Below are 22,019 nucleotides of genomic sequence, written 5' to 3' on the forward strand. Positions count from 1 at the left end.
TCGCCTGCATGGGGGGCTATGTTCGACGTGTAGCTGCCCAACAGTGAGCCGAAGCTGCGGGCGGTCGTCGGGAGGCCGGCCACGAAGCCCGTTGTCGCCCCTGACCAGTTGAGCGCATGGAGTCGGACAGCCTCACAGGCAGCCGCAGCCCGTGGCATAGAGCAGCAGGAAGACGGCCGTCATGGCGATCAGGGTGAAGCCGGCAGTGGTCAGGACGGCGAGACCCCGGCGGCGGCCCTTCGCGGGAGTGCGGAAGGTCTGCCAGGCGCCGTGGGCGAGGAAGAGACTGAGCAGCCCGACCCCCGCAATGGTCAGGCGGGGGCTGGAATGCCAGTTCAGGTAGCCGATCAGAGCCAGGCCGGCGAGCAGGCCGCAGGCAAGCAGACTGAGGATCACTTCGGCGACGGCATCTCCCACTGTCCCGCTCAGGAAGTCGCCGACGCCCTTCGCTGTCCTGCGGACCCCCACGACGTTCCTCCACCCTCGCGTCCGATGGCCCCGAACGGGCCCGGTACGGAGGACCCCTGCCGAGCCGGATTGGTTGCCGTAGCCCTCAGGAGTGGCCAACTGGGGCCCATCGTCACACCTTGACGAAGGACCTGAAAGCCCCCGACGAAGGGAGGCCGCCCTCCGCATGGGCGGAGGGCGGCTCGGGGCGGCGTGGTACCCGTCAGGCCGGCAGGAGCACCCCCGTCTCCCGGCCGAGGCCGTCCGTCACGGCCCCGCGTACCGTGGCGACCAGCAAGGACAGCTGCTCCGCACCCTTGACCATCTCCATGTGGCGACCCGGCATCGGACGGATGTCCAGGCCCACCGGGTAGAGCTCGCGCCAGTGCGCGACGTACCGCGCGTACGGAACCTCGTCGCCGCTGCCCTCGCGCACGGTGTCGCTGACGAACAGCGTGGCAGGGGCCGCCGACCCCACAGGCCGGTAGGCGGCGAGCGAGTCCACCTCGGCCTCCAGCACCGCGTAAGGCAGCCACTCGTCGAGCGTGACCGCGGCCTCCTCGATGTTCATCTCCGGGGCCAGGCGCTTCATCTCGCCTTCGGTGCGGGCGCGTTGCGCACCGGACTCGTCCTGTCCTCGCCGCCACAAGTCGTTCACCCGGCGGTACACCTCCGCGTGCCGCTCGAACCGCCCCTGCTGGTCGTCGCCGGTCACCGCCGGCTCCAGCAGAAGCAGCGCGGCCACCGCCTGCGGGTCCCGCGCCCCCATCGCGTGAGCGATGACGGCACCGGTCGACCAGCCCAGGATCGTGCACGGCCCCTCCGGCTGGACCTGGCGGATCTCCCGCCAGTAGCGGTCCGCGACGGCCTCGAAGCCGTGAAGCGGCGACTCGCCCGCCTCCAGCCCCGGCGCCTGAATGCCGTACACGGTGAACGCGCCGGCCAGGCGCTGCGCGAGCGCCTTGTACGGATGGGTGCTCCCGCCTCCCGGGTGTACGCAGAACAGCAGGGGAAGGGCGGGGTCGGCCGCGGCCGAGAGCAGTACGACCAGTCCGCCGTCGGGTCCGTCCTCCGGGCCGTCCACCACGGCGGCCAGCCCGGCCACCGTGGGATGCCGCATGATCTGCTGAAGGGTGATCGGCAGACCCGCCTCCCGGACCCGGGAGGCCACGCGCACCGCGCTGATGGACTGCCCGCCGAGATCGAAGAAGTTGTCGTGCACGCCGACCGTCTTGATGCCGAGGATCTCGGACCAGATGGTGGTGATGATGCGTTCGGTGTCGGTGCGGGGGGCGGTGTAGGCGTTGGCGAGGCTGGGGCGGTGGTGGTCGGGTGCGGGGAGGGCTTTGGTGTCGACCTTGCCGTTGGGGGTGAGGGGGAGTTCGTCGAGGGTGATGTAGGTGGCGGGGATCATGTAGTCGGGGAGTTGGTTGTGGAGGTGGGTGCGTAGTTGGTGTGTGGTGGGGGTGGTGGTTCCGGGGGTGGTGGTGGTGTAGGCGGTGAGTCGTTTGTCGCCGGGGGTGTCTTCGCGGAGGGTGATGGCTGTGGTGTGGATGTGGGGGTGGGTGGTGAGGGCGTTTTCGATTTCGCCGAGTTCGATGCGGTAGCCGCGGAGTTTGATTTGGTTGTCGATGCGGCCGATGAATTCGAGGGTGCCGTCGGGGCGCCAGGTGAGGAGGTCGCCGGTGTGGTAGGTGCGGGGGTCGTTGGGGGTGTGGAGGGGGTTGGGGGTGAAGCGTTGGGTGGTGAGGTTGGTGCGGTGGTGGTAGTTGCGGGCGAGGCAGATGCCGCCGAGGAGGGCGTGTCCGGGTATGCCGATGGGTGCGGGTTGGTTGTGGTGGTCGAGGACGTAGGTGGTGGTGTTGGTGATGGGGCGGCCGAGGGTGGTGGTGTGGCCGTTGGGGTCGGGTGTGGTGGTGAGGCTCATGACGTTGGCGACGGAGCCTTCGGTGGCGCCGTATTCGTTGCTGATGGTGGTTGTGGTGGTGCTGTTGTTGAGGAGTTGGGTGACGAGGGCGGGTGTGAGGTTTTCGCCGCCGGCGACGATGGTGGTGATGTGGTGGGTGGCGTTTTGGGTGGTGAGGTGGGCGGCGAGGATTTCCAGGTGGGAGGGGGTCGCCTTGAGGAAGCTGATCGGAACGTCCGTAATGATCAGATCGATCGCCGCGTCGAACGCGCTCTGACCGGGCTCTGTCTGGGGGATGGCGAGCTGGGTGCCCTGGATGAGGGGCAGGAACAGTGCCGTGATGGTGAGGTCGAAGGTGATCGAGGAGTAGAGGATGGTGCCGATGCTGCCGGGTTCGGTGACGGGGTAGTTCTGGTCGCACCAGTGCAGGTAGTTGACGACGCCTCGGTGTTCGAGGGCCACGCCCTTGGGCCTGCCGGTCGATCCCGAGGTGTAGATGATGTAGGCGAGATCGTCCGGCGTCGCGAGCGGTGCCGGATTCTCGTTGGGCCCGTCGGGCCATTCGGTGTCGACCAGGAGCTGCGGGGTGTCGGCAGGCAGCCGCGCACTGTGCTGCGTGCTGGTGATGATGAGCGGTGCTTGGGCGTCTTCGACCATGTAGGTGATGCGGTCGGTGGGGTATTCGGGGTCCAGTGGTACGAAGGCTGCCCCGGCTTTAAGGATGCCGAGCAGTGTGGCGATGAGGTCCGGTGAGCGGTCGAGGCAGACGGCGATGAGGGTGTCGGGGGTGATGCCGGTGGTGCGTAGGTGGTGGGCGAGCTGGTTGGCGCGGGTGTTGAGCTGGGCGTAGGTCCACTGGTCGGTGCCGTGGGTGAGGGCGACGGAGTGTGGGTCGGTGGCGGTCCGGTCCTCGATGAGTGAATGGATGGTCGCCGTGTCCGGATACGGGCCGGTCGCCCCGTTCCAGTCGACCAGGATCTGCTGCCGCTCCCGGGCGGTCAGCATGTTCAACTCGCCGATGCGCGCTTCGGGAGCCGCGACGACCGACTCCAGCAGGGTCCGCAGATGGCCGGCCATCCGCTCGATCGTCTCCGCGTCGAACCGGCTCCGGTCGTACACGAACCGGAACTCCAGTGCCCGGCCCGCCGACGCCACCAGGGTGAGTGGATAGCCCGTGTGCTCCACGCAGTTGACCAGGCGCCGGGTCAGTCCCTCGGGGAAGTCCGACGGCTTCTGGACCACCGGGTAGTTCTCGAAGACCAGGATGGAACGGAACAGCGGCTCCCCTCGCGGAATGCTGCTGTGCTTCTGTACGTCGACCAAGTGGCAGTACTCCCACTGCCGCATCTCCAACTGCTCGTCCTGGAGATCCCGCAGCCAGTTCGCGACCGCCAGCTCACCTGTGAGCCGGCCGCGTACCGGAAGCGTGTTGATGAACAGGCCCATCATCGAGTCCACACCCGGCAGCGCGATCGAGCGGCCGGAGATGGTCGAGCCGAACAGCACCTCGTTGCGACGGCTGTACCGGGAGAGCAGGATCGACCACAGCCCCTGCACCAGCGTGTTCATCGTGATCCGCTGGGACCGGGCGTAGTCGCGAGCCTGCGCGAACAGGTCGGGGGAGGCGTGCACCTCGAACTCACCGACGCCCGCGTCCCCGGTGTCCCGGTCCACGTGCAGGTCGGTCGGTTCGGTGATGCCCGCCAGATAGTCCGCCCAGAAGTCCGCCGAGACATCGCCCCGTTGGGCATTCAGCCATTCGATGTAGCGGCGGTACGGCACGGTGGGCGCAAGTGCGGCCGGCGTACCGTCGAGCAGCCTGCGGTAGAGGGCGAACAGCTCCTTCTGGAGGATCTGCACGCTCCATCCGTCCAGCAGGATGTGGTGGAACGACCAGACGACGAAACGCCGTTCCTCCGCCGTCCGCAGTACGGTCACCCGCACAAGCGGCGCCCGGGACAGATCGAACCCGCGGGTCCAGTCTTCCGCCAGGAAAGCGTCCAGCTGTCCTTCCTGGTCGGGCAGGCCGCGCAGGTCCCGTACCGCGAACGGCAACGGAGCCTTGCGCTGCACAACCTGTACAGGCTCGGACACCCCCTCCCACACGAACGCGCTGCGCAGGATCGAGTGGCGGTCGATGAGTTGCTGCCAGGCCTGCGCGAACAGTGCGTCGTCGAAGGCGCCTTCGACCTCCTCCGTCATCTGCACCATGTACGGCCGGGTGTCGGACGTGTCCTCCAGGGAGTGGAAGAGCATCCCGAACTGCAGGGGCGAGAGCCCGTAGACGTCTTCCACGTTGTGCGTGCTCATATCGAGAACCTCTTCAGGATCGCGGCCATGTCGGTGTCACCGACGTCGGTGAGGGGGACGCCCGGTGTGGTCCGGGAGTCGGCGGGGCCTTCGGCGCTGCCGGCGATCAGCCCGCGGAGGTGGTCGATCATTGCGTCGGCCAGCCGTTCGACGGTCTGCCGGTCGTGCAGCGCGGCCGAATAGCCGATGTACACCCCGAACGTGTCGCCCTCGACGGCCGCCGTCACGTCGAGGACGTTCCAGCGGATGCCATCGGGGCTGATCGAATGCCCCTTGGGCTCGTTCGCGGCGGCGTAACGGCCGATGCCCGGAAGGTCTCGGGCGAACTGCCCCAGGTAGTTGAAGTTGACCTCGGGGACGGGCTGTTCACCCAGAACGGATGCCACTTCGGGCGCCCCGAGATAGCGCAGGATGCCGTAACCGACGCCGTTGTTCGGGACGCGGCCCAGCTGCTCCTTGACGGAGTCGAGCGAAGCCAGCGGCCCGGCGCCGGGCGTCAGCCGCAGCGCGACAGGGAACACGGACGTGAACCACCCGACCGTTCTCGACAGGTCCACGTCGGGGAAGAGGTCCTCGCGGCCGTGTCCCTCCAGACCGATCAGGGTCTCGTCGTCACCGGTCCAGTCCCGTAGCGCGTGGGCGAGAGCGGTCAGGAGCGCGTCGTTGATCCGCGTGTTGAAGACGCGCGGCACGTCGCGCAGCAGGGCGCGAGTCTCAAGGGCGGTGAGGGACGCGGCGACGGTGGACGCCGAGCCCAGATCGTTGCGTCCGTCCCGGTCGCGCGGCACCCGTTTGCCGGGCTTCGCCTCCGCCCAGTACGCGAACTCGGCGCGTGCCGCGTCCGACGTCGCGAACCCGCGAAGTCGCTCGGCCCAGGCCCGGAACGACGTCGTCTTCGCGGGAAGCTGCGGTGTCCCGCCCGCGGCGCGCTGTTCGTAGCAACTCCCCAGGTCCTCCAGGAGAATCCGCCAGGAGACCCCGTCGACCGCCAGATGGTGCACGGCGATGAGCAGCCGCTGCCCCCGCGTCGCTCCGAGCTCCAGCAGGGCGCACCGCATCAGCGGCCCCTTTGCCAGGTCGAGACCCTGCTGCGTCTCCTCCGCGATGCCGAGCGACACCGCGCCGAGGTCGCTGTCGGAGACATCGGACAGGTCGTGTACTTCGAGGATGCCCGTGTCCACCGACTCGTCCAGCTGCTGCCGCCAGCCGTCCTCACCGCTCTCGCACCGCAGGCGCAAGGCGTCGTGGTGCTCGATCAGGTCGGCCAGCGCCGGCCGGAGGACATCGGGGTCCAGGGCGTCGGTGGCCAGCAGCTCGGCCTGGTTGAAGTGGTCGAAGGCCGGCAGTTCCTTCTCGAAGAACCAGTGCTGGATCGGCGTCAGGGGTACGTCACCCATCACCCGCCCCTGTTCCGCGTCGACCAGCGTCGTCGCACCGGCGTGGACAGCGATCTCGGCGATCGTCTGATGCTTGAAGATCATGCGGGGGGTGAGGTGCAGGCCGAACTTCTTCGCCCTGGCGATCATTTGGATACTGATGATCGAATCGCCGCCGAGCTCGAAGAAGTTGTCGTGGATTCCGACGGTCTCGATCCCGAGGATGTCGCCCCATACCGAGGCGAGGGTGCGTTCGGTGTCGGTGCGGGGGGCGGTGTAGGCGTTGGCGAGGTCGGGGCGGTGGTGGTCGGGTGCGGGGAGGGCTTTGGTGTCGACCTTGCCGTTGGGGGTGAGGGGGAGTTCGTCGAGGGTGATGTAGGTGGCGGGGATCATGTAGTCGGGGAGTTGGTTGTGGAGGTGGGTGCGTAGTTGGTGTGTGGTGGGGGTGGTGGTTCCGGGGGTGGTGGTGGTGTAGGCGGTGAGTCGTTTGTCGCCGGGGGTGTCTTCGCGGAGGGTGATGGCTGTGGTGTGGATGTGGGGGTGGGTGGTGAGGGCGTTTTCGATTTCGCCGAGTTCGATGCGGTAGCCGCGGAGTTTGATTTGGTTGTCGATGCGGCCGATGAATTCGAGGGTGCCGTCGGGGCGCCAGGTGAGGAGGTCGCCGGTGTGGTAGGTGCGGGGGTCGTTGGGGGTGTGGAGGGGGTTGGGGGTGAAGCGTTGGGTGGTGAGGTTGGTGCGGTGGTGGTAGTTGCGGGCGAGGCAGATGCCGCCGAGGAGGGCGTGTCCGGGTATGCCGATGGGTGCGGGTTGGTTGTGGTGGTCGAGGACGTAGGTGGTGGTGTTGGTGATGGGGCGGCCGAGGGTGGTGGTGTGGCCGTTGGGGTCGGGTGTGGTGGTGAGGCTCATGACGTTGGCGACGGAGCCTTCGGTGGCGCCGTATTCGTTGCTGATGGTGGTTGTGGTGGTGCTGTTGTTGAGGAGTTGGGTGACGAGGGCGGGTGTGAGGTTTTCGCCGCCGGCGACGATGGTGGTGATGTGGTGGGTGGCGTTTTGGGTAGTGAGGTGGGCGGCGAGGATTTCCAGGTGGGAAGGGGTCGCCTTGAGGAAGCTGATCGGAACGTCCGTAATGATCAGATCGATCGCCGCGTCGAACGCGCTCTGACCGGGCTCTGTCTGGGGGATGGCGAGCTGGGTGCCCTGGATGAGGGGCAGGAACAGTGCCGTGATGGTGAGGTCGAAGGTGATCGAGGAGTAGAGGATCGTGCCGATGCTGCCGGGTTCGGTGACGGGGTAGTTCTGGTCGCACCAGTGCAGGTAGTTGACGACGCCTCGGTGTTCAAGGGCCACGCCCTTGGGCCTGCCGGTGGAGCCTGAGGTGTAGATGATGTAGGCGAGGTCGTCCGGCGAGGCGAGCGGTGCCGGATTCTCGTTGGGCCCGTCGGGCCATTCGGTGTCGACCAGGAGGACCGGGGTGTTGGCAGGCAGCCGGTCGGTGTGGTTCGTGCTGGTGATGATCAGTGGTGCCTGGGCGTCTTCGACCATGTAGGTGATGCGGTCGGTCGGGTACTCCGGATCCAGCGGCACGAACGCCGCCCCTGCCTTCATGATGCCGAGGAGGGTCGCGATGAGCTGGGGGGACCGGTCGAGGCAGACCGCGATCAGGGTGTCCGGGATGACGCCCGTATCGCGTAGGTGGTGGGCGAGCTGGTTGGCGCGGGTGTTGAGCTGGGCGTAGGTCCATTGTTCGGTGCCGTGGGTGAGGGCGATGGAGTGCGGGTCGGTGGCGGTCCGGTCCTCGATGAGTGAGTGGATGGTCGCCGTGTCCGGGTAGGGGCCGGTCGCCCCGTTCCAGTCGACCAGGATCTCCTGCCGCTCCCGGGCGGTCAGCATGTTCAACTCGGAAAGTCGGGCGTCAGGGGTGGCGGCGACGGAGGCGGCGAGGGTGGCCAGGTGGCCGGCCATGCGCTCGATCCTCGCCCGGTCGAACAGATCCGTCCGGTACTCCAGCGCCCCCAGCACCTCACCGCCCGACTCCGCCGCCGTCAGCTGAAGGTCGAACTTCGCGTCCTGGCCGCCCACGCCGACCTGCTCGACATCGAGACCGGGCAGGCTCCACGTGTCCCCGTCCGGAGTGTTCTGGAACACGAACAAGGTCTGGAACAGCGGGTTGCGGGACAGGTCACGGTTCGGGGCCAGCTCGTCGACGAGCCGCTCGAAGGGCAGGTCCTGGTGGTCGTACGCGCCCAGAGCCGTGTCCTTGACGCGGTCGATCAGCTCGCCGAACGTCGGGTCCCCGGACAGGTCGGTCCGCATCACCAGTGTGTTGACGAAGAAGCCGATCAGATCTTCGGTCTCGGCCCGGTTGCGGCCCGCGATCGGCGTTCCCACCGCGATGTCGTCCTGGCGGCCGTAGCGGGCCAGCACGACCTGGAACAACGACAGCAGCGCCATGAACAGGCTCGCCCCCTGCCGCCCCGCCGCCTCCCGCAACCGCTCCGCCACCTCGGCCGGCACCGTGAAGTGCACGGTGTCCCCTGCGGCGCCTTCGCGCTCGGCAGGGCGTGGGTGATCCGTGGGCAGCTCCAGCACCGGCACACCCGTCAGGCGCTCACGCCAGTACGCCAGCTGCTCGTCCAGGAAGTCGCCGGTGAGCCGGTCGCGCTGCCAGACGGCGAAGTCCGCGTACTGCACGGGAAGGCCCGGGAGCGTCACGTCTCGACCGGTCAGGGCCGCCGCGTACAGGGCACGCAGTTCGCGGGCCAGGATGCCGGAGGACCAGCCGTCCGACACGATGTGGTGCAGCGTGATCAAGACGTACTGGTCGTCCTCCGCGACGCGCACCAGGTCCACACGCAGCAGCCGACCTCCGTCCAGATCGAACGGTCGACGCGCCTCGGCTCCCATGATCTCCTGTGCGGCGCGGTCCCTGTCATCGAGGGCGGCGACGGTCCGGACGTCGTGCACCACCGGAGTGACCGACCACGGCGCGTCGACGATCTGCGAAGGGCGCCCGGAATCGTCGGTGACGAACCGGGTCCGCAGGATTTCGTGCCGGGCCACCAGCGCCGTGAACGCCGCACCCAGGGCGTCCGCGTTCAGCTCGCCCCGGACACGCAGGCCGAAGGGCACCAGGTACTCGGCACTTCCAGGTGTCAACTGGTCTAGGAACCAAAGACGTTGCTGGGCAAAGGACAGCGGGAGAGAGCCGTCGGCGCGGTCGACGGGTACGAGCGGTGCCTCGTCGGCCGCTGCCAGCTCACGTATGGCCGCGGCCAAGGTCGCCGGGGTGGGCGAGGTGAAGAGGGTGCGCACCGGAACGTCGATACCGAGCTGCTGCCGCAGCCGGGACGTCACTCGCGTCGCGAGCAGCGAATGCCCGCCGAGCGCGAAGAAGTTGTCGTGGATTCCGACGGTCTCGATAGCGAGGATCTCGGACCAGATGCTGGTGACTACGTGTTCGGTGCCGGTGCGCGGGGCGGTGTAGGCCGCATCGAGCTCGGGGCGGTGGTGGTCGGGCGCGGGCAGGGCTTTGGTGTCGACCTTGCCGTTGGGGGTGAGCGGTAGCTGATCCAGCGTCACGTAAGTGGCGGGGATCATGTAGTCGGGGAGCTGGTTCCGGAGGTGGGCACGTAGGTCGTTGGCGTCTGGGCCGGCCTCGCGGGTGGTGGTGATGTAGGCGGTGAGCCGTTTGTCGCCGGGGGTGTCTTCGCGGAGGGCTATCGCTGTGGTGTGGACGTGAGGATGAGAGATGAGGGCGTTTTCGATTTCGCCGAGTTCGATGCGGTAGCCGCGGAGTTTGATTTGGTTGTCGATGCGGCCGATGAATTCGAGGGTGCCGTCGGGGCGCCAGGTGAGGAGGTCGCCGGTGTGGTAGGTGCGGGGGTCGTTGGGGGTGTGGAGGGGGTTGGGGGTGAAGCGTTGGGTGGTGAGGTTGGTGCGGTGGTGGTAGTTGCGGGCGAGGCAGATGCCGCCGAGGAGGGCGTGTCCGGGTATGCCGATGGGTGCGGGTTGGTTGTGGTGGTCGAGGACGTAGGTGGTGGTGTTGGTGATGGGGCGGCCGAGGGTGGTGGTGTGGCCGTTGGGGTCGGGTGTGGTGGTGAGGCTCATGACGTTGGCGACGGAGCCTTCGGTGGCGCCGTATTCGTTGCTGATGGTGGTTGTGGTGGTGCTGTTGTTGAGGAGTTGGGTGACGAGGGCGGGTGTGAGGTTTTCGCCGCCGGCGACGATGGTGGTGATGTGGTGGGTGGCGTTTTGGGTAGTGAGGTGGGCGGCGAGGATTTCCAGGTGGGAAGGGGTCGCCTTGAGGAAGCTGATCGGAACGTCCGTAATGATCAGATCGATCGCCGCGTCGAACGCGCTCTGACCGGGCTCTGTCTGAGGGATGGCGAGCTGGGTGCCCTGGATGAGGGGCAGGAACAGTGCCGTGATGGTGAGGTCGAAGGTGATCGAGGAGTAGAGGATCGTGCCGATGCTGCCGGGTTCGGTGACGGGGTAGTTCTGGTCGCACCAGTGCAGGTAGTTGACGACGCCTCGGTGTTCGAGGGCCACGCCCTTGGGCCTGCCGGTCGATCCCGAGGTGTAGATGATGTAGGCGAGATCGTCCGGCGAGGCGAGCGGCGGGGGGTTCTCGGTCGGTCCGTCGGGCCAATGGGTGTCGGCGAGGAGGACCGGGGTGTTGGCAGGCAGCCGGTCGGTGTGGTTCGTGCTGGTGATGATCAGTGGTGCCTGGGCGTCTTCGACCATGTAGGTGATGCGGTCGGTCGGGTACTCCGGATCCAGCGGCACGAAGGCTGCCCCTGCCTTCATGATGCCGAGGAGGGTCGCGATGAGCTGGGGGGACCGGTCGAGGCAGACCGCGATCAGGGTGTCCGGGATGACGCCCGTATCGCGTAGGTGGTGGGCGAGCTGGTTGGCGCGGGTGTTGAGCTGGGCGTAGGTCCATTGTTCGGTGCCGTGGGTGAGGGCGATGGAGTGCGGGTCGGTGGCGGTCCGGTCCTCGATGAGTGAGTGGATGGTCGCCGTGTCCGGGTAGGGGCCGGTCGCCCCGTTCCAGTCGACCAGGATCTCCTGCCGCTCCCGGGCGGTCAGCATGTTCAACTCGGAAAGTCGGGCGTCGGGGGTGGCGGCGACGGAGGCGGCCAGGGTGGCCAGGTGGCCGGCCATGCGCTCGATCCTCGCCCGGTCGAACAGATCCGTCCGGTACTCCAGCACAGCCCGGAGGCCGTCCGACGACTCGACCGCGGTCAGCGTCAGGTCGAACTTGGCCACACCCCGTTCGATCTCGACCGGCTCGACGTCCGCGCCCGCCAGATCCCACGCCTCGCCGTCCGCGCTGCCCGGCGCCTGAAGGACGAACATGGTCTGGAACAACGGGTTGCGCGACAGATCCCGTTCCGGCGCCAACTCCTCCACCAGCCGCTCGAAGGGCAGGTCCTGGTGGTCGTACGCGCCCAGAGCCGTGTCCTTGACCCGGTCGATCAGCTCACCGAACGTCGGATCGCCGGACAGATCGGTCCGCATCACCAGTGTGTTGACGAAGAAGCCGACGACATCCTCGATCTCGGCCCGGTTGCGGCCCGCGATCGGCGTTCCCACCGCGATGTCGTCCTGCCGGCAGTAGCGGGCCAGCACGACCTGGAACAACGACAGCAGCGCCATGAACAGGCTCGCCCCCTGCCGCCCCGCCGCCTCCCGCAACCGCTCCGCCACCTCGGCCGGTATCTCGAAGGTGACCACGTCGCCGGCGCCGCTCGCGTGCGCCGGACGCTGACGGTCCGTCGGGAGCTCCAGCGGGGTGGCACGGGCCAGGCGCTCGCGCCAGTACCCGAGCTGCCGCTCCAGCACCGGCCCCGTGAGCCGGTCACGCTGCCAGACGGCGAAGTCCGCGTACCGCACCGGCTGTTCGGGGAGCGACGCCTCGCACCCGGACAGGGCCGCCGCGTACAGCTCGCGGAGCTCGCGTGCCAGGATGCCGGAGGACCAGCCGTCCGACACGATGTGATGTGCCGTCAGCAGCAGGTAGTGGTCGTCATCGGCGAGGCGTACGACGTCGGCCCGCAGCGGCCGGCCCGCCGTGAGGTCGAAGGGGCGCTTCGCCTCGGTGCGCAGCACCTCGCGGCCCTGCGCCTCGGCGTCCGCCCCGTCCCCGCCCCGCAGGTCGTGCACCGGCACGGTCACCGGCCAGGGCGCGTTGATCTCCTGCTGCGGCGTGCCGTCGTCGCCCGCCGCGAATGTCGTCCGCAGTACCTCGTGCCGGGCCACCAGGCCGGACAGCGCCTTTTCCAGCGCTGTGACGTCGAGGGAACCCCGTACCCGCAGTGCCGTGGGCACCAGGTAGTCGGCGCTGTCCGGAGCCAGGCGGTCCAGGAACCAGAGCCGCTGCTGTGCGAACGACAGCGGCAGCGGTCCGGTGGCGCCTTCGTCGGCACGTACGATCCGGTCCGCGTCCGCACGGCGGCGCATCCGGGACAGTAGCCGTGCCTCGATCGAGTTCTCGCCCATGATGATGTCTGTCCTCTGCTTTTCGGGTGGGCAACGGGTCTCTGCGCGGGGACAACGGGGCCCTGCGTGAGGGGCAGGGGGCCGCTGGGTTCAGGACGCCTGTTCCTGTGCGTCGAACAATTCGATGAGCTGCTCCTTGACGCCGGTGACCGTCGGCGCCTGGAAGAGGCGGCGCAGACCGATCCGGACCCCGGTCACCGCCTCGATGCGGTTGACGAGCTGGATGGCGAGGAGGGAATGCCCGCCGATGTCGAAGAAGCGGTCGTGGATTCCGACCTTCTCGCGGCCGAGCACTCCGGCCATGATGTCGGCGAGTTCCGCCTCGATGTCGTCGCGGGGCGCCACGAACTCCGCCGCGGTGTCGGCCTCCTCGGGGGCGGGCAGAGCGGCGTGGTCGACCTTGCCGTTCCGGTTGAGGGGGAGTTCCGGCAGTTCCACGAACGAGGACGGCATCATGGCCCGGGGCAGTCGCTCGGCCGCCCACGCGCGCAGCGACCCGGCGTCCATGTCCGCCGTGCCGGAGCCCGGCGCGGGTACGTGATAGGCGACGAGCCGTTTGTCGCCCGGGGTGTCCTCGCGGACGGTCACCGCGCACACCCCGACTGCCTCATGGGCGAGCAGGGCCGCCTCGATCTCGCCGAGCTCGACCCGGACGCCGCGCAGTTTCACCTGCCGGTCGAGCCGTCCGAGCAGGTCGAGTTCGCCGTCGGGGGTGAAGCGGCCGACGTCACCGGTGCGGTACAGGCGGCCGCCCGTGAACGGGTCCGGTACGAAGCGTTCCTCCGTCAGTTCGGGTCGCTGGTGGTAGCCGCGGCCCACGCTGTCGCCGCCGAGGTACACCTCGCCCAGCACCCCGGCCGGTACGGGCCGGCGGTCCGCGTCGAGCACGTACACGCTCTGGTTCACCATGGGCCGCCCCGCGAGCACCGGGCCCCGGGGGTCGGTGCGCGAGGCCCGCCAGTACGTGGTGTCGACGGAGACCTCCGTCGCCCCGTACAGGTTGATCAGGTCGCCGGGGAAGCGGTCGAGGAATCGGGCCACCAAGGTCGGCTGGAGGGGTTCGCCGCTCGCGAAGGCGTAACGCAGGTGTGCGCAATCCTCCGGCGCCGCCTGTCCGACGAACATGTCCAGGAGACTCGGCACGAAGTGCAGGCCGACCACACCGTGGGTGCGCATCAGGCGGGACACCTCGGCCATGTCCAGCCGGTCGGAGCCGGGGACCAGGACGACCTTCGCCCCCTGCCACAGCGGCCAGAAGATCTCGTACGCCGACACGTCGAAGGACAGGGGCGTCGCCTGGAGGAAGCCCTCGCCCGGCTCGATCGGGAACGCGTCCTGCATCCCGGCCAGGTAGTTGACGACCCCCCGGTGCTCGATGCGGACCCCCTTCGGCCGCCCCGTCGAGCCGCTGGTGTAGATCAGGTAGGACAGGTCGCCCGGTCCCGCGACGGGTTCGGGTGCGGTGACCGGGAGGGAGTCCGGCAGGTCCGGGGCGCGGTCGACGGCCAGCAAGGCCGGGCCCCCGGACAGCAGACCGGCATGTGCGGTGTCGGTCACGACCAGGGGCGCGCCGGAGTCCTCCACCAGGTAGGCCAGCCGCTCCGCCGGATGCTCCGGGTCGAGCGGAACGTAGGCGGCGCCGGCCTTCAGGATGCCGAGCAGCGTCCACACCAGGGCGGGCGAGCGCTCCAGGCAGACGCCCACCGGGACGTCCGGTCCTATCCCCGGCTCGGCGCGCAGCCGGTGCGCCAACTGGTTGGCCCGTTCGTCGAGTTCGCGGTACGTCAGCTCATCGGCGCCGCATACGACGGCGACGGCGTCCGGGGTGAGCGCCGCGCGGGTCTCGAACAGTCCGTGCAGGGTGGCCCCGGCCGGGACGGGCGCCGAGGTGGCGTTCCACTCGGACACGATCCGGTGGCGCTCGTCCGCACCGAGCATCTCCAGTTCCGAGAGCGCGCTGCACGGAGTCGCCGTCGCCGCTGCCAGCAGGTGGGTGAAGTGGTCCACGAGACCTCGCGCCGTGGCCTCGGTGAAGAGGTCGCCGGCGTAGACGACGGCGCCGTCCAGGGTCCCGTCGGCCGCCTCGGCGAGGTACATCGACAGGTCGAACTTCGCGTCGCGGACCGGCGATTCCATGGGCTCCGCCGTCAGGCCGGGCAGGCTCCACGCGTCCGCTCCGGGAGTGTTCTGGAGCGCGAACAGCGTCTGGAACAGCGGATTGCGGGACAGGTCACGGTCGGGGGCCAGCTCCTCGACGAGGCGCTCGAAGGGCAGGTCCTGGTGGTCGTACGCGCCCAGCGCCGTGTCCTTGACGCGGGCCAGCAGTTCGGTGAACGCCGGATCGCCGGAGAGGTCGGTCCGCAGGACGAGCGTGTTGACGAAGAAGCCGATCAGGTCCTCGGTCTCGGCCCTGTTGCGGCCGGCGATGGGGGTACCCACCGCGATGTCCCGCTGTCCGCTGTAGCGGGCCAGCAGCAGTTGGAACACCGACAGCAGGGTCATGAACAGGCTCGCGCCGCCGTCGGCGGCCACCGCCCTGGCACGTGCGGCGACATCGGCGGGCACCGAGAACCGGACGACCTCGCCCTTGCCCGTCCGCTGCGCGGGGCGTGCGTAGTCCGTCGGCAGCTCCAGCGGCTCCAGGCCCGCCAGGCTGTCCCGCCAGTATCCGAGCTGGCGTTCCAGCGGTTCGCCGGTCAGCCAGCCGCGCTGCCACAACGCGTAGTCGGCGTACTGCACCGGCTGCGGCGGCGGGACCGGGCCCGTGCCCAGGGCCGCGGCGTACAGCGCCGACAGATCACGCACCAGCACGCCCACCGACCAGCCGTCGAAGGCGATGTGGTGCACGGTGATCGCCAGGACCGACTCCTCGTCGGCCAGCCGGACCAGCACCGCGCGCAGCATCGGGCCGGCGGTGAGGTCCACCGGGCGCAGCGCGTCCTCGGCCAGGACCGCCGCGCAGGCGTCCTCCCGCGCCCGGTCGTCGGCGACGGCGCGCAGATCCCGTAGCAGCACGGTCACCGGCCCCTCGGTGGCAACGGACTGGACCGGGGAGCCCGCATCGTCCGTGCCGAACCGGGTGCGCAGGATTTCGTGGCGGGCGACCAGCGCGGTCAAGGCGGTGTCGAGGGCGGCCACATCGACCGCTCCGTGGACGCGGAAGGCGAACGGCAGCAGGTACTCGGCCCGGTCCGGCTCCAACTGGTCCAGGAACCATAGGCGTTGCTGAGCGAAGCTCAGGGGCAGCGGGGCGCCGTCGCGCGGCACGGCGGGGATGCGGGAGATCCCGACGTCATCGAGGTCCGCCACCGCGGCGGCCAGCAGCGCCGGGGTCGGCGCGCTGAACAGGGCCCGTACGGGGACGTCCACGCCCAGCCGCCGGCGCAGCCGTGACACGACCCGCGTCGCCAGCAGCGAGTGGCCGCCCAGCGCGAAGAAGTCGTCGTCCATGCCGACGGTGTCGATGCCGAGCACCTCCGCCCACACCTCGGCCACCGTCCGCTCGGTCCCCGTGCGCGGGGCGGTGTACGCGGCGCCCAGTTCGGGCCGGTCGGAGGCGGGCGCGGGCAGGGCGCGGCGGTCCGTCTTGCCGTTCGGGGTGAGCGGGATGCGGTCCAGGGGTACGAACGCGGCGGGGATCATGTAGTCCGGCAGGTCGCGACGGAGGTGGGCACGCAGGGCGTCCGTCCCGACGGGCGGGTCCGCGACGAGGTACGCCACCAGCCGCGGGTCGCCCGGCAGGTCCTCGCGCAGTACGACGGTGGCGAGCGCGACCGACGGGTGGGTGAGCAGCGCCGCCTCGATCTCGCCGGGTTCGATGCGGTAGCCGCGCAGCTTGACCTGGTTGTCGCCCCGGCCGACGAACTCCAGATGCCCGTCCGGGTGCCACTTCGCCAGGTCACCGGTGCGGTACACGCGCCGTGGTGTGCCGTCCAGCGTGACGACCGTGAACTTCTCGGCGGTCAGGTCGGGCCTGCCCAGATACCCCCGGGCCAGGCCGGGGCAGCTGATCCACATCTCGCCCGGGACGCCCACCGGGACGGGCCGGCCGTGGCGGTCCACCACGAAGACCTTCGTGTTGGCGACCGGGCGCCCGATCGGCACATGGTCGCCGGGGCCGGTGATCCGGGCCGTCGCCGCCTCCTGCGCCGCCTCCGTCGGCCCGTATCCGTTGACCAGCGGCACCGAAGTGTGGCGGAACCACTGGCGTACCTGCTCGCGCGGAGCGCCTCGCCGCCGAGCCGCACCAGCCGCAGCTCCGGGCCGAGGGAGTCCGGCCCGTCGAGCTGGGCGGCGAGCGCACCGAACGCCGACGGGGTCAGCCAGGCCACTGTCACCTCGTTGGTGCGCAGCGCCTGCCCCAGCATCCCCGGGTCCCACGCGTCGTCGCGCAGCACCAGGGAGGCACCGGCGGTGAGCGGCGCGAACAGCTGCCCGACCGAGGAGTCGAAGGAGATCGACGCGAACTGCAGCACCCGGTCCTCGCAGGTGAGGTCGAGCCGGCGCCGGGTCTCCCGCATCCGTGCGCGCAGGGCGCCGTGGGTGATCTGGACGCCCTTCGGACGGCCCGTCGAACCGCTGGTGTAGATGACGTACGCGAGATCGTCCGGCCCTGCCCCGGGCGCGGCGGCGTCACCGGGGCGGGCGGGCGGTTCCGGCGGCCAGGAGTCCCCCAGCAGCAGGAGCGGTGTGGCGGCGGGCAGCCGCTCGGCGTGCGAGGACCGGGTGACGATCAGCGGGGCCCCGCTGTCCTCGACCATGTAGGCGAGCCGATCGCTCGGATACGCCGGGTCCAACGGCACATACGCGGCACCCGATTTGAGGATGCCGAGCAGCGTGCTCACCATGTCGGTGCCCCGGTCGAGGCAGACGGCGACCAGCGTGCCGGGACCGGCACCGCGCTCGCGCAGCAGGGCGGCGATCCACTCGGCCCGCTCGTCCAGCTCGCGGTAGGTCAGGTGCTCCGAACCGCAGCTGACCGCAGGGGAGTCCGGGCGTTCGGCGGCCCGGTCCTCGAAGAGCCGGTGCACGGTGACGGCGTCGGGGGCGTCGGTGTCCGCCCCGTTCCACGCGGTGAGGATCTGCCGCCGCTCCGAGGCCGTGAGCATCTCCAGGGCGGACAGCCGGGCCGTGGGGTCGTGGACGGCCGCGCCGAGCAGGGTCTCGAAGTGCCCGGCGAGCCGCACCATCGTGGCCTCGTCGAAGAGGTCGGTGGAGTAGACGATGGTGCCGTCGAGGCAGCCGTCCTCGGCCTCCGTCGCGTAGAACGTGAAGTCGAACTTCGACTCCTGCGCGGACACGTCCAGCTGGCGGATGCTGAGGCCGGGCAGCTCCCAGGATCGGCCGGCGGGGGTGTTCTGGAGGACGAACATGGTCTGGAACAGCGGGTTCCTGGAGAGGTCCCGCTGCGGCGCCAGTTCCTCCACCAGCCGCTCGAAGGGCAGGTCCTGGTGGTCGTAGGCGCCGAGTGCGGTGTCCTTGACGCGGTCGACGAGTTCGGTGAACGTCGGGTCGCCCGACAGGTCGGTGCGCATGACGAGCGTGTTGACGAAGAAGCCGACCATGTCCTCGATCTCGGCCCGGTTGCGGCCCGCGATCGGCGTTCCCACCGCGATGTCCTCCTGGCCGCTGTAGCGGGACAGGACGGCCTGGAACACCGCGAGCAGCGTCATGAACAGGCTTGCGCCCGTGTCGTGCGCCAGTCTGCGGGCCCCGTCGGCGGTCGCGGCGGGGATGCTGAAGGTGAGCATTGCCCCGTTGCCGCTGCGCCGCGCCGGGCGCCTGCGGTCGGTGGGCAGCTCCAGCGGTGCGGTGCCCGCCAAGGCGTCACGCCAGTAGCCGAGTTGGGAGGACAGCTCGTCGCCGGTGAGCCACTGGCGCTGCCAGACAGCGAAATCGGCGTACTGCAGCGGAGGTTCGGGAAGGCCGGCGGCGATGCCCGTGACCCGCGCCGTGTACAGGGTCGTGAGCTCGCGCGAGACCACCCCCACCGACCAGCCGTCGAATGCTATGTGATGAATGGTCAGGTTGAGTAGGTGTTCCTCCTCGCCCAGCCGGATCAGCAGCGCGCGGACCATCGGACCGGTGGCGAGATCCACCGGACGGAAGCCCTCGGTGGCCACGAGCGCGACGGCGGCCTCTTCCCGGGCCCCGTCATCCGCGACGGAGCGCAGGTCGTGTACGTCCAGCGGCAGCGCCCGGGGCGTGTCGATGATCTGGCCGGGGGTGCCGTCCCCGTCGGTGACGAAGCGGGTCCGCAACACCTCGTGCCGCGCCACCAGTTCCGACAGCGACGCCTCCAGAGCGGTCACGTCCAGCGGGCCGCTGATGCGCAGCCCCATCGGGATGAGGTATTCGGCCCGGCCCGGCTCCAGCTGATCCAGGAACCAGAGGCGGCGTTGCGCGAACGACAGCGGCAGCGGCCGCCCGCCACGGACGGCGGCGGGGATCGCGGTGGCGTCCTCGGGGTCCGGCGGTGCGGCCAGGGTGCCCTCGTCCGCGCCCTCGTCGATGGATTCGAACAGCCGAAGGGCCCGCTGCATGGCCTCATCGGCGAGGAACGACGCCACGCTCCCTACGGTCAGGGGACCCGGAGCCGAAGGGGCCCGGAACTCCGAGCCGAACTCCACCGCCACCCGGCGGGCCATCTCCGCCGCCTGCTCCCCGGTGCCGCCCAGCAGGAAGAAATCGGACTCCGCCGTCTCCACCCCGGTGCCGAGAACGGACCGCCAAACGGCGGCGACCCGGGCCTCGGCGGGCGAGAACTCACGCCCCGCGTCCCGACCGGGGGCCGACACCGGCGGCACCATCGGATTCGTAGTCATGCGTCCACCAGTTCCTCGTCGTCGACCCGTAACGGAAGGCCCTCGGATGCTCAGCCGATTTCGATGCTGGCAGAGCGATCTTGACGAGATAACTGGTTACTTCTGCCCGCAGGGCGTGGCCACTTCTGCCCGTACGCGCTGTGGCCGCCGGGGCGCAGTGCCCCGGCGGCCGCGCTCGTGCCTGCCGTTTCCCTGCCGGTTCAGGCCCTGGCCGGGACCGGGGTCTCCTCCTGCGGCACCGTCTGCGCCGACGCGCTCGCGGGGCCCGCCCCGATGACGTCCTCCGGGGCGTCGGCGGCGGCGTGTTCGGCTGCCGTCCGCTTGCGCATTCCGTTCCATTCCCGGCTCATGCCGGGCACAGCGATGGCGACCAGGTACAGCCCGCCCACGATCCACAGCGCCGTCGACGTGCCGGTCAGGGTCACGAGACCCGCCCCCAGCAGTCCGCCGAAGGGGATGCCCGCCCAGGTGACCGCCTGCGCCAGCGTCTTGACCCGGCCCAGCAGCGGGGTCGGGATCAGCTCGTACGTCACCGCGCCGACGATCGGGTTGACGAACCCCGAACCCAGACCGCCCACCGCGAGCACCGTCAGCACCAGCCACAGCGGCGCCCCCGTCGCCATCGCGGCGAACCGGGGCAGGCCGCCCAGCGAGAAGCCGATCAGGTAGACGGTGCGGCGCGGCAGCCGTTCGGCCACTCCGGCGGCCACCAGTGCGGCGATGATCGAGGTCGCGGCGAAGACGCTCACCACCAGGCCGATGGCCTCCGCACCGTTCCCCGACTCCTTCGCCCACACCGGCAGCAGCACCGACATGAACGCCTGGTCCAGGAGGTTCGTCACCGCCAGCATGCCCACGATGGACCGCAGCAGCTTCGCGTCCCGCAGGAAGGTGGCGCCCTGACGCAGTTGCGAGAGGTAGCCGCCGTCCTCCTCGACCGGGCTCTCGTGCGGCTCGGGCACCGGGTCGGTGAGGGTCGTCGAGACGATCAGCGCCGACACCGCGAACAGCGCGGCGGTGATCCACAGTGCGTACAGGCTTCCGAACGCGGTGACGACCACGCCCGCGAGGGCCGGTCCGACGGTGGTCGCGGTCCGTTCGACGGCGGCCGAGAGGCCGGTGCCCCGCTCGATGGGTACGCGGGCGGCGCGGGTGGCCGACGGCACGAAGAGCCCCTTGGCGCCGTTGGCCGGCCCGTCGGCCGCGCCGACGACCGCGAGCAGGCCGAGCAGCAGGCCGAAGGGCAGACTGCCCGTCAGGTAGAGCAACGGGGCGGTGGCCATCGCGACCGTGGAGAGGAGGTCGCCCGCCACACTGATCCGCTTCGGGCCGATGCGGTCGATGAGCGGGCCCGCCAGCGCCTGCGAGATCACGTACGGGACGATCTGGCAGAAGGCCACCAGACCGGTCTTGCCCACGCTGCCCGTGGTCGTCAGGACGAACCAGGGCAGGGCGATCGACAGCACGCGGTTCGCCGACAGCGCCGCCGCGTTGGCCGACAGCATGCCGACCAGGCCGCGCAGGACCCTGGGGCCCGGGTCCGGCGCCGGTATGCATAAGCCGTTGTCCGCCGCCGTCCCGGCGGCTGTGTGCTGAGTGGACATCGCTCTACTCCATGTCTGTGCGCTGGGTGACGTGCCGGTCCTCGCTGGTCGGGAACAACTGGAACTGGAAGGTGACCCGCGCCGCGTCCTGCGGCGCGTCCGCTGCGGCTGCCGTGCGCCGGCGGAGCAGGGCGTGGATCTCCGCCGTCAGCTCCTTGGCGTCGGCGGGGGTGAGGGCAAGCGCGTAGTCACCGAAGTCCTGCGCGTCGTGCCACTCGGGCGTGAGGGAGGGGGTCGCCTCGATCGCGGCCGTCAGGGCGTCCGACCAGACCCGGCCGAGCGCCTGGAGGTAGGCGATGCCGAGTCCCTCGCTGCCGTCCAGCGCCTCGCTGTCGGGCGCGACGGTGTTCGCGTGCGCCGCCTGCCACCAGCGCTCACGCCGCCCGCCCTGTGACGGTGCCTCAGTGATGAAGCCGTACTCCGCGAGCTGACGCAGGTGGTAGCTGGTCGCCCCGGTGTTCAGATCGAGCCGGCGGGCCACCGTGGTGGCCGTGGCCGGCCCCTCTGTCCGCAGGCTGGTGAGGATCTGGACCCGTAGAGGGTGGGCGATGCCACGCAGGTTACGGGCCGTCAGATGTACCTGGGAGGGCTGCTGCGGAAGTTCCATGCACTCAAGGTAGACCACACAGGAGTCTGTGCATAGGAAGTTGTGCACAGGAGTCTGTGCAATCAGGGCCGGGTCTGAGAGTCGCAGGCCCGAGCAATCACTGTCGCGACGGACCGCCACGGTCCGGATGGACCTTGCATAGGCTGGGGGACATGGCCTACGAGATTCCGGTGACGCAAGCCCGAGCTGAGCTCGCCGAACTGATCAACCGCGTCGTCTACGGCGGTGAGCGAGTGGTCGTGACGCGGCACGGCAAGCCGCTCGTGGCGTTCGTGTCGGCCGCTGATCTGGAGAGACTCGAGGGTGAGGAGGCGGCGGAGCGGGAGCAGGTGATCAGCTCGGTCTCCTCGATCGGCTCCTCCCCGTCCGCTCCCGCCGAACGGCACCGCTTCGGGATCGCGGCGGAACACCGGGGACAGCAGGGCCCCGGCAACTGATACGGGC

7 protein-coding genes and 1 pseudogene are annotated in these 22,019 nt (G+C 69.8%); 1 reads left to right on the forward strand and 7 read right to left on the reverse strand.

Annotated elements, in window-relative coordinates:
* Positions 1-132: 132 nt before the first annotated feature.
* From EDD93_RS29665 to EDD93_RS29690, 7 genes and pseudogenes are all read right to left on the reverse strand, one after another.
* The gene (locus EDD93_RS29665) at positions 133-468 is read right to left on the reverse strand and encodes a lysine transporter LysE (RefSeq protein WP_123528562.1); all 336 of its coding nucleotides are present in this window, start codon (positions 466-468) and stop codon (positions 133-135) included.
* A gap of 202 nt (positions 469-670) precedes the next feature.
* Positions 671-4,663: a non-ribosomal peptide synthetase gene (locus EDD93_RS29670; protein WP_123528563.1), complete on the reverse strand. Its 3,993-nt coding sequence runs from the start codon at positions 4,661-4,663 to the stop codon at positions 671-673.
* The gene (locus tag EDD93_RS29675) at positions 4,660-12,540 is read right to left on the reverse strand and encodes a non-ribosomal peptide synthetase (RefSeq protein ID WP_123528564.1); all 7,881 of its coding nucleotides are present in this window, start codon (positions 12,538-12,540) and stop codon (positions 4,660-4,662) included. The genes EDD93_RS29670 and EDD93_RS29675 overlap by 4 nt, the downstream gene beginning before the upstream one ends.
* A gap of 90 nt (positions 12,541-12,630) precedes the next feature.
* Positions 12,631-15,990, reverse strand: coding sequence for an amino acid adenylation domain-containing protein (locus EDD93_RS40440; protein WP_398905868.1), 3,360 nt, complete (start codon positions 15,988-15,990; stop codon positions 12,631-12,633).
* Positions 15,991-16,181: 191 nt separating this feature from the next.
* Positions 16,182-19,364, reverse strand: a pseudogene (locus EDD93_RS40445) (AMP-binding protein); the annotation flags it as partial.
* A 200-nt stretch (positions 19,365-19,564) separates the two neighbouring features.
* Entirely contained in the window at positions 19,565-20,869 is a 1,305-nt protein-coding gene (locus EDD93_RS29685) for an MFS transporter (protein WP_260255988.1), read from the reverse strand.
* A gap of 103 nt (positions 20,870-20,972) precedes the next feature.
* Positions 20,973-21,575, reverse strand: a complete 603-nt coding sequence (locus EDD93_RS29690) for a winged helix-turn-helix domain-containing protein (protein WP_123528566.1) — start codon at positions 21,573-21,575, stop codon at positions 20,973-20,975.
* 152 nt (positions 21,576-21,727) lie between these two features.
* Between EDD93_RS29690 and EDD93_RS29695 the strand changes: the two genes are divergently transcribed.
* Positions 21,728-22,012 (forward strand): type II toxin-antitoxin system Phd/YefM family antitoxin, encoded by a 285-nt coding sequence (locus EDD93_RS29695; RefSeq protein ID WP_123528567.1) that lies wholly within the window; start codon positions 21,728-21,730, stop codon positions 22,010-22,012.
* The last annotated feature ends 7 nt before the right edge of the window (positions 22,013-22,019 follow it).

Origin of the sequence: Streptomyces sp. 840.1, from assembly GCF_003751445.1 — a bacterium.
Taxonomy (GTDB): Bacteria; Actinomycetota; Actinomycetes; order Streptomycetales; family Streptomycetaceae; genus Streptomyces.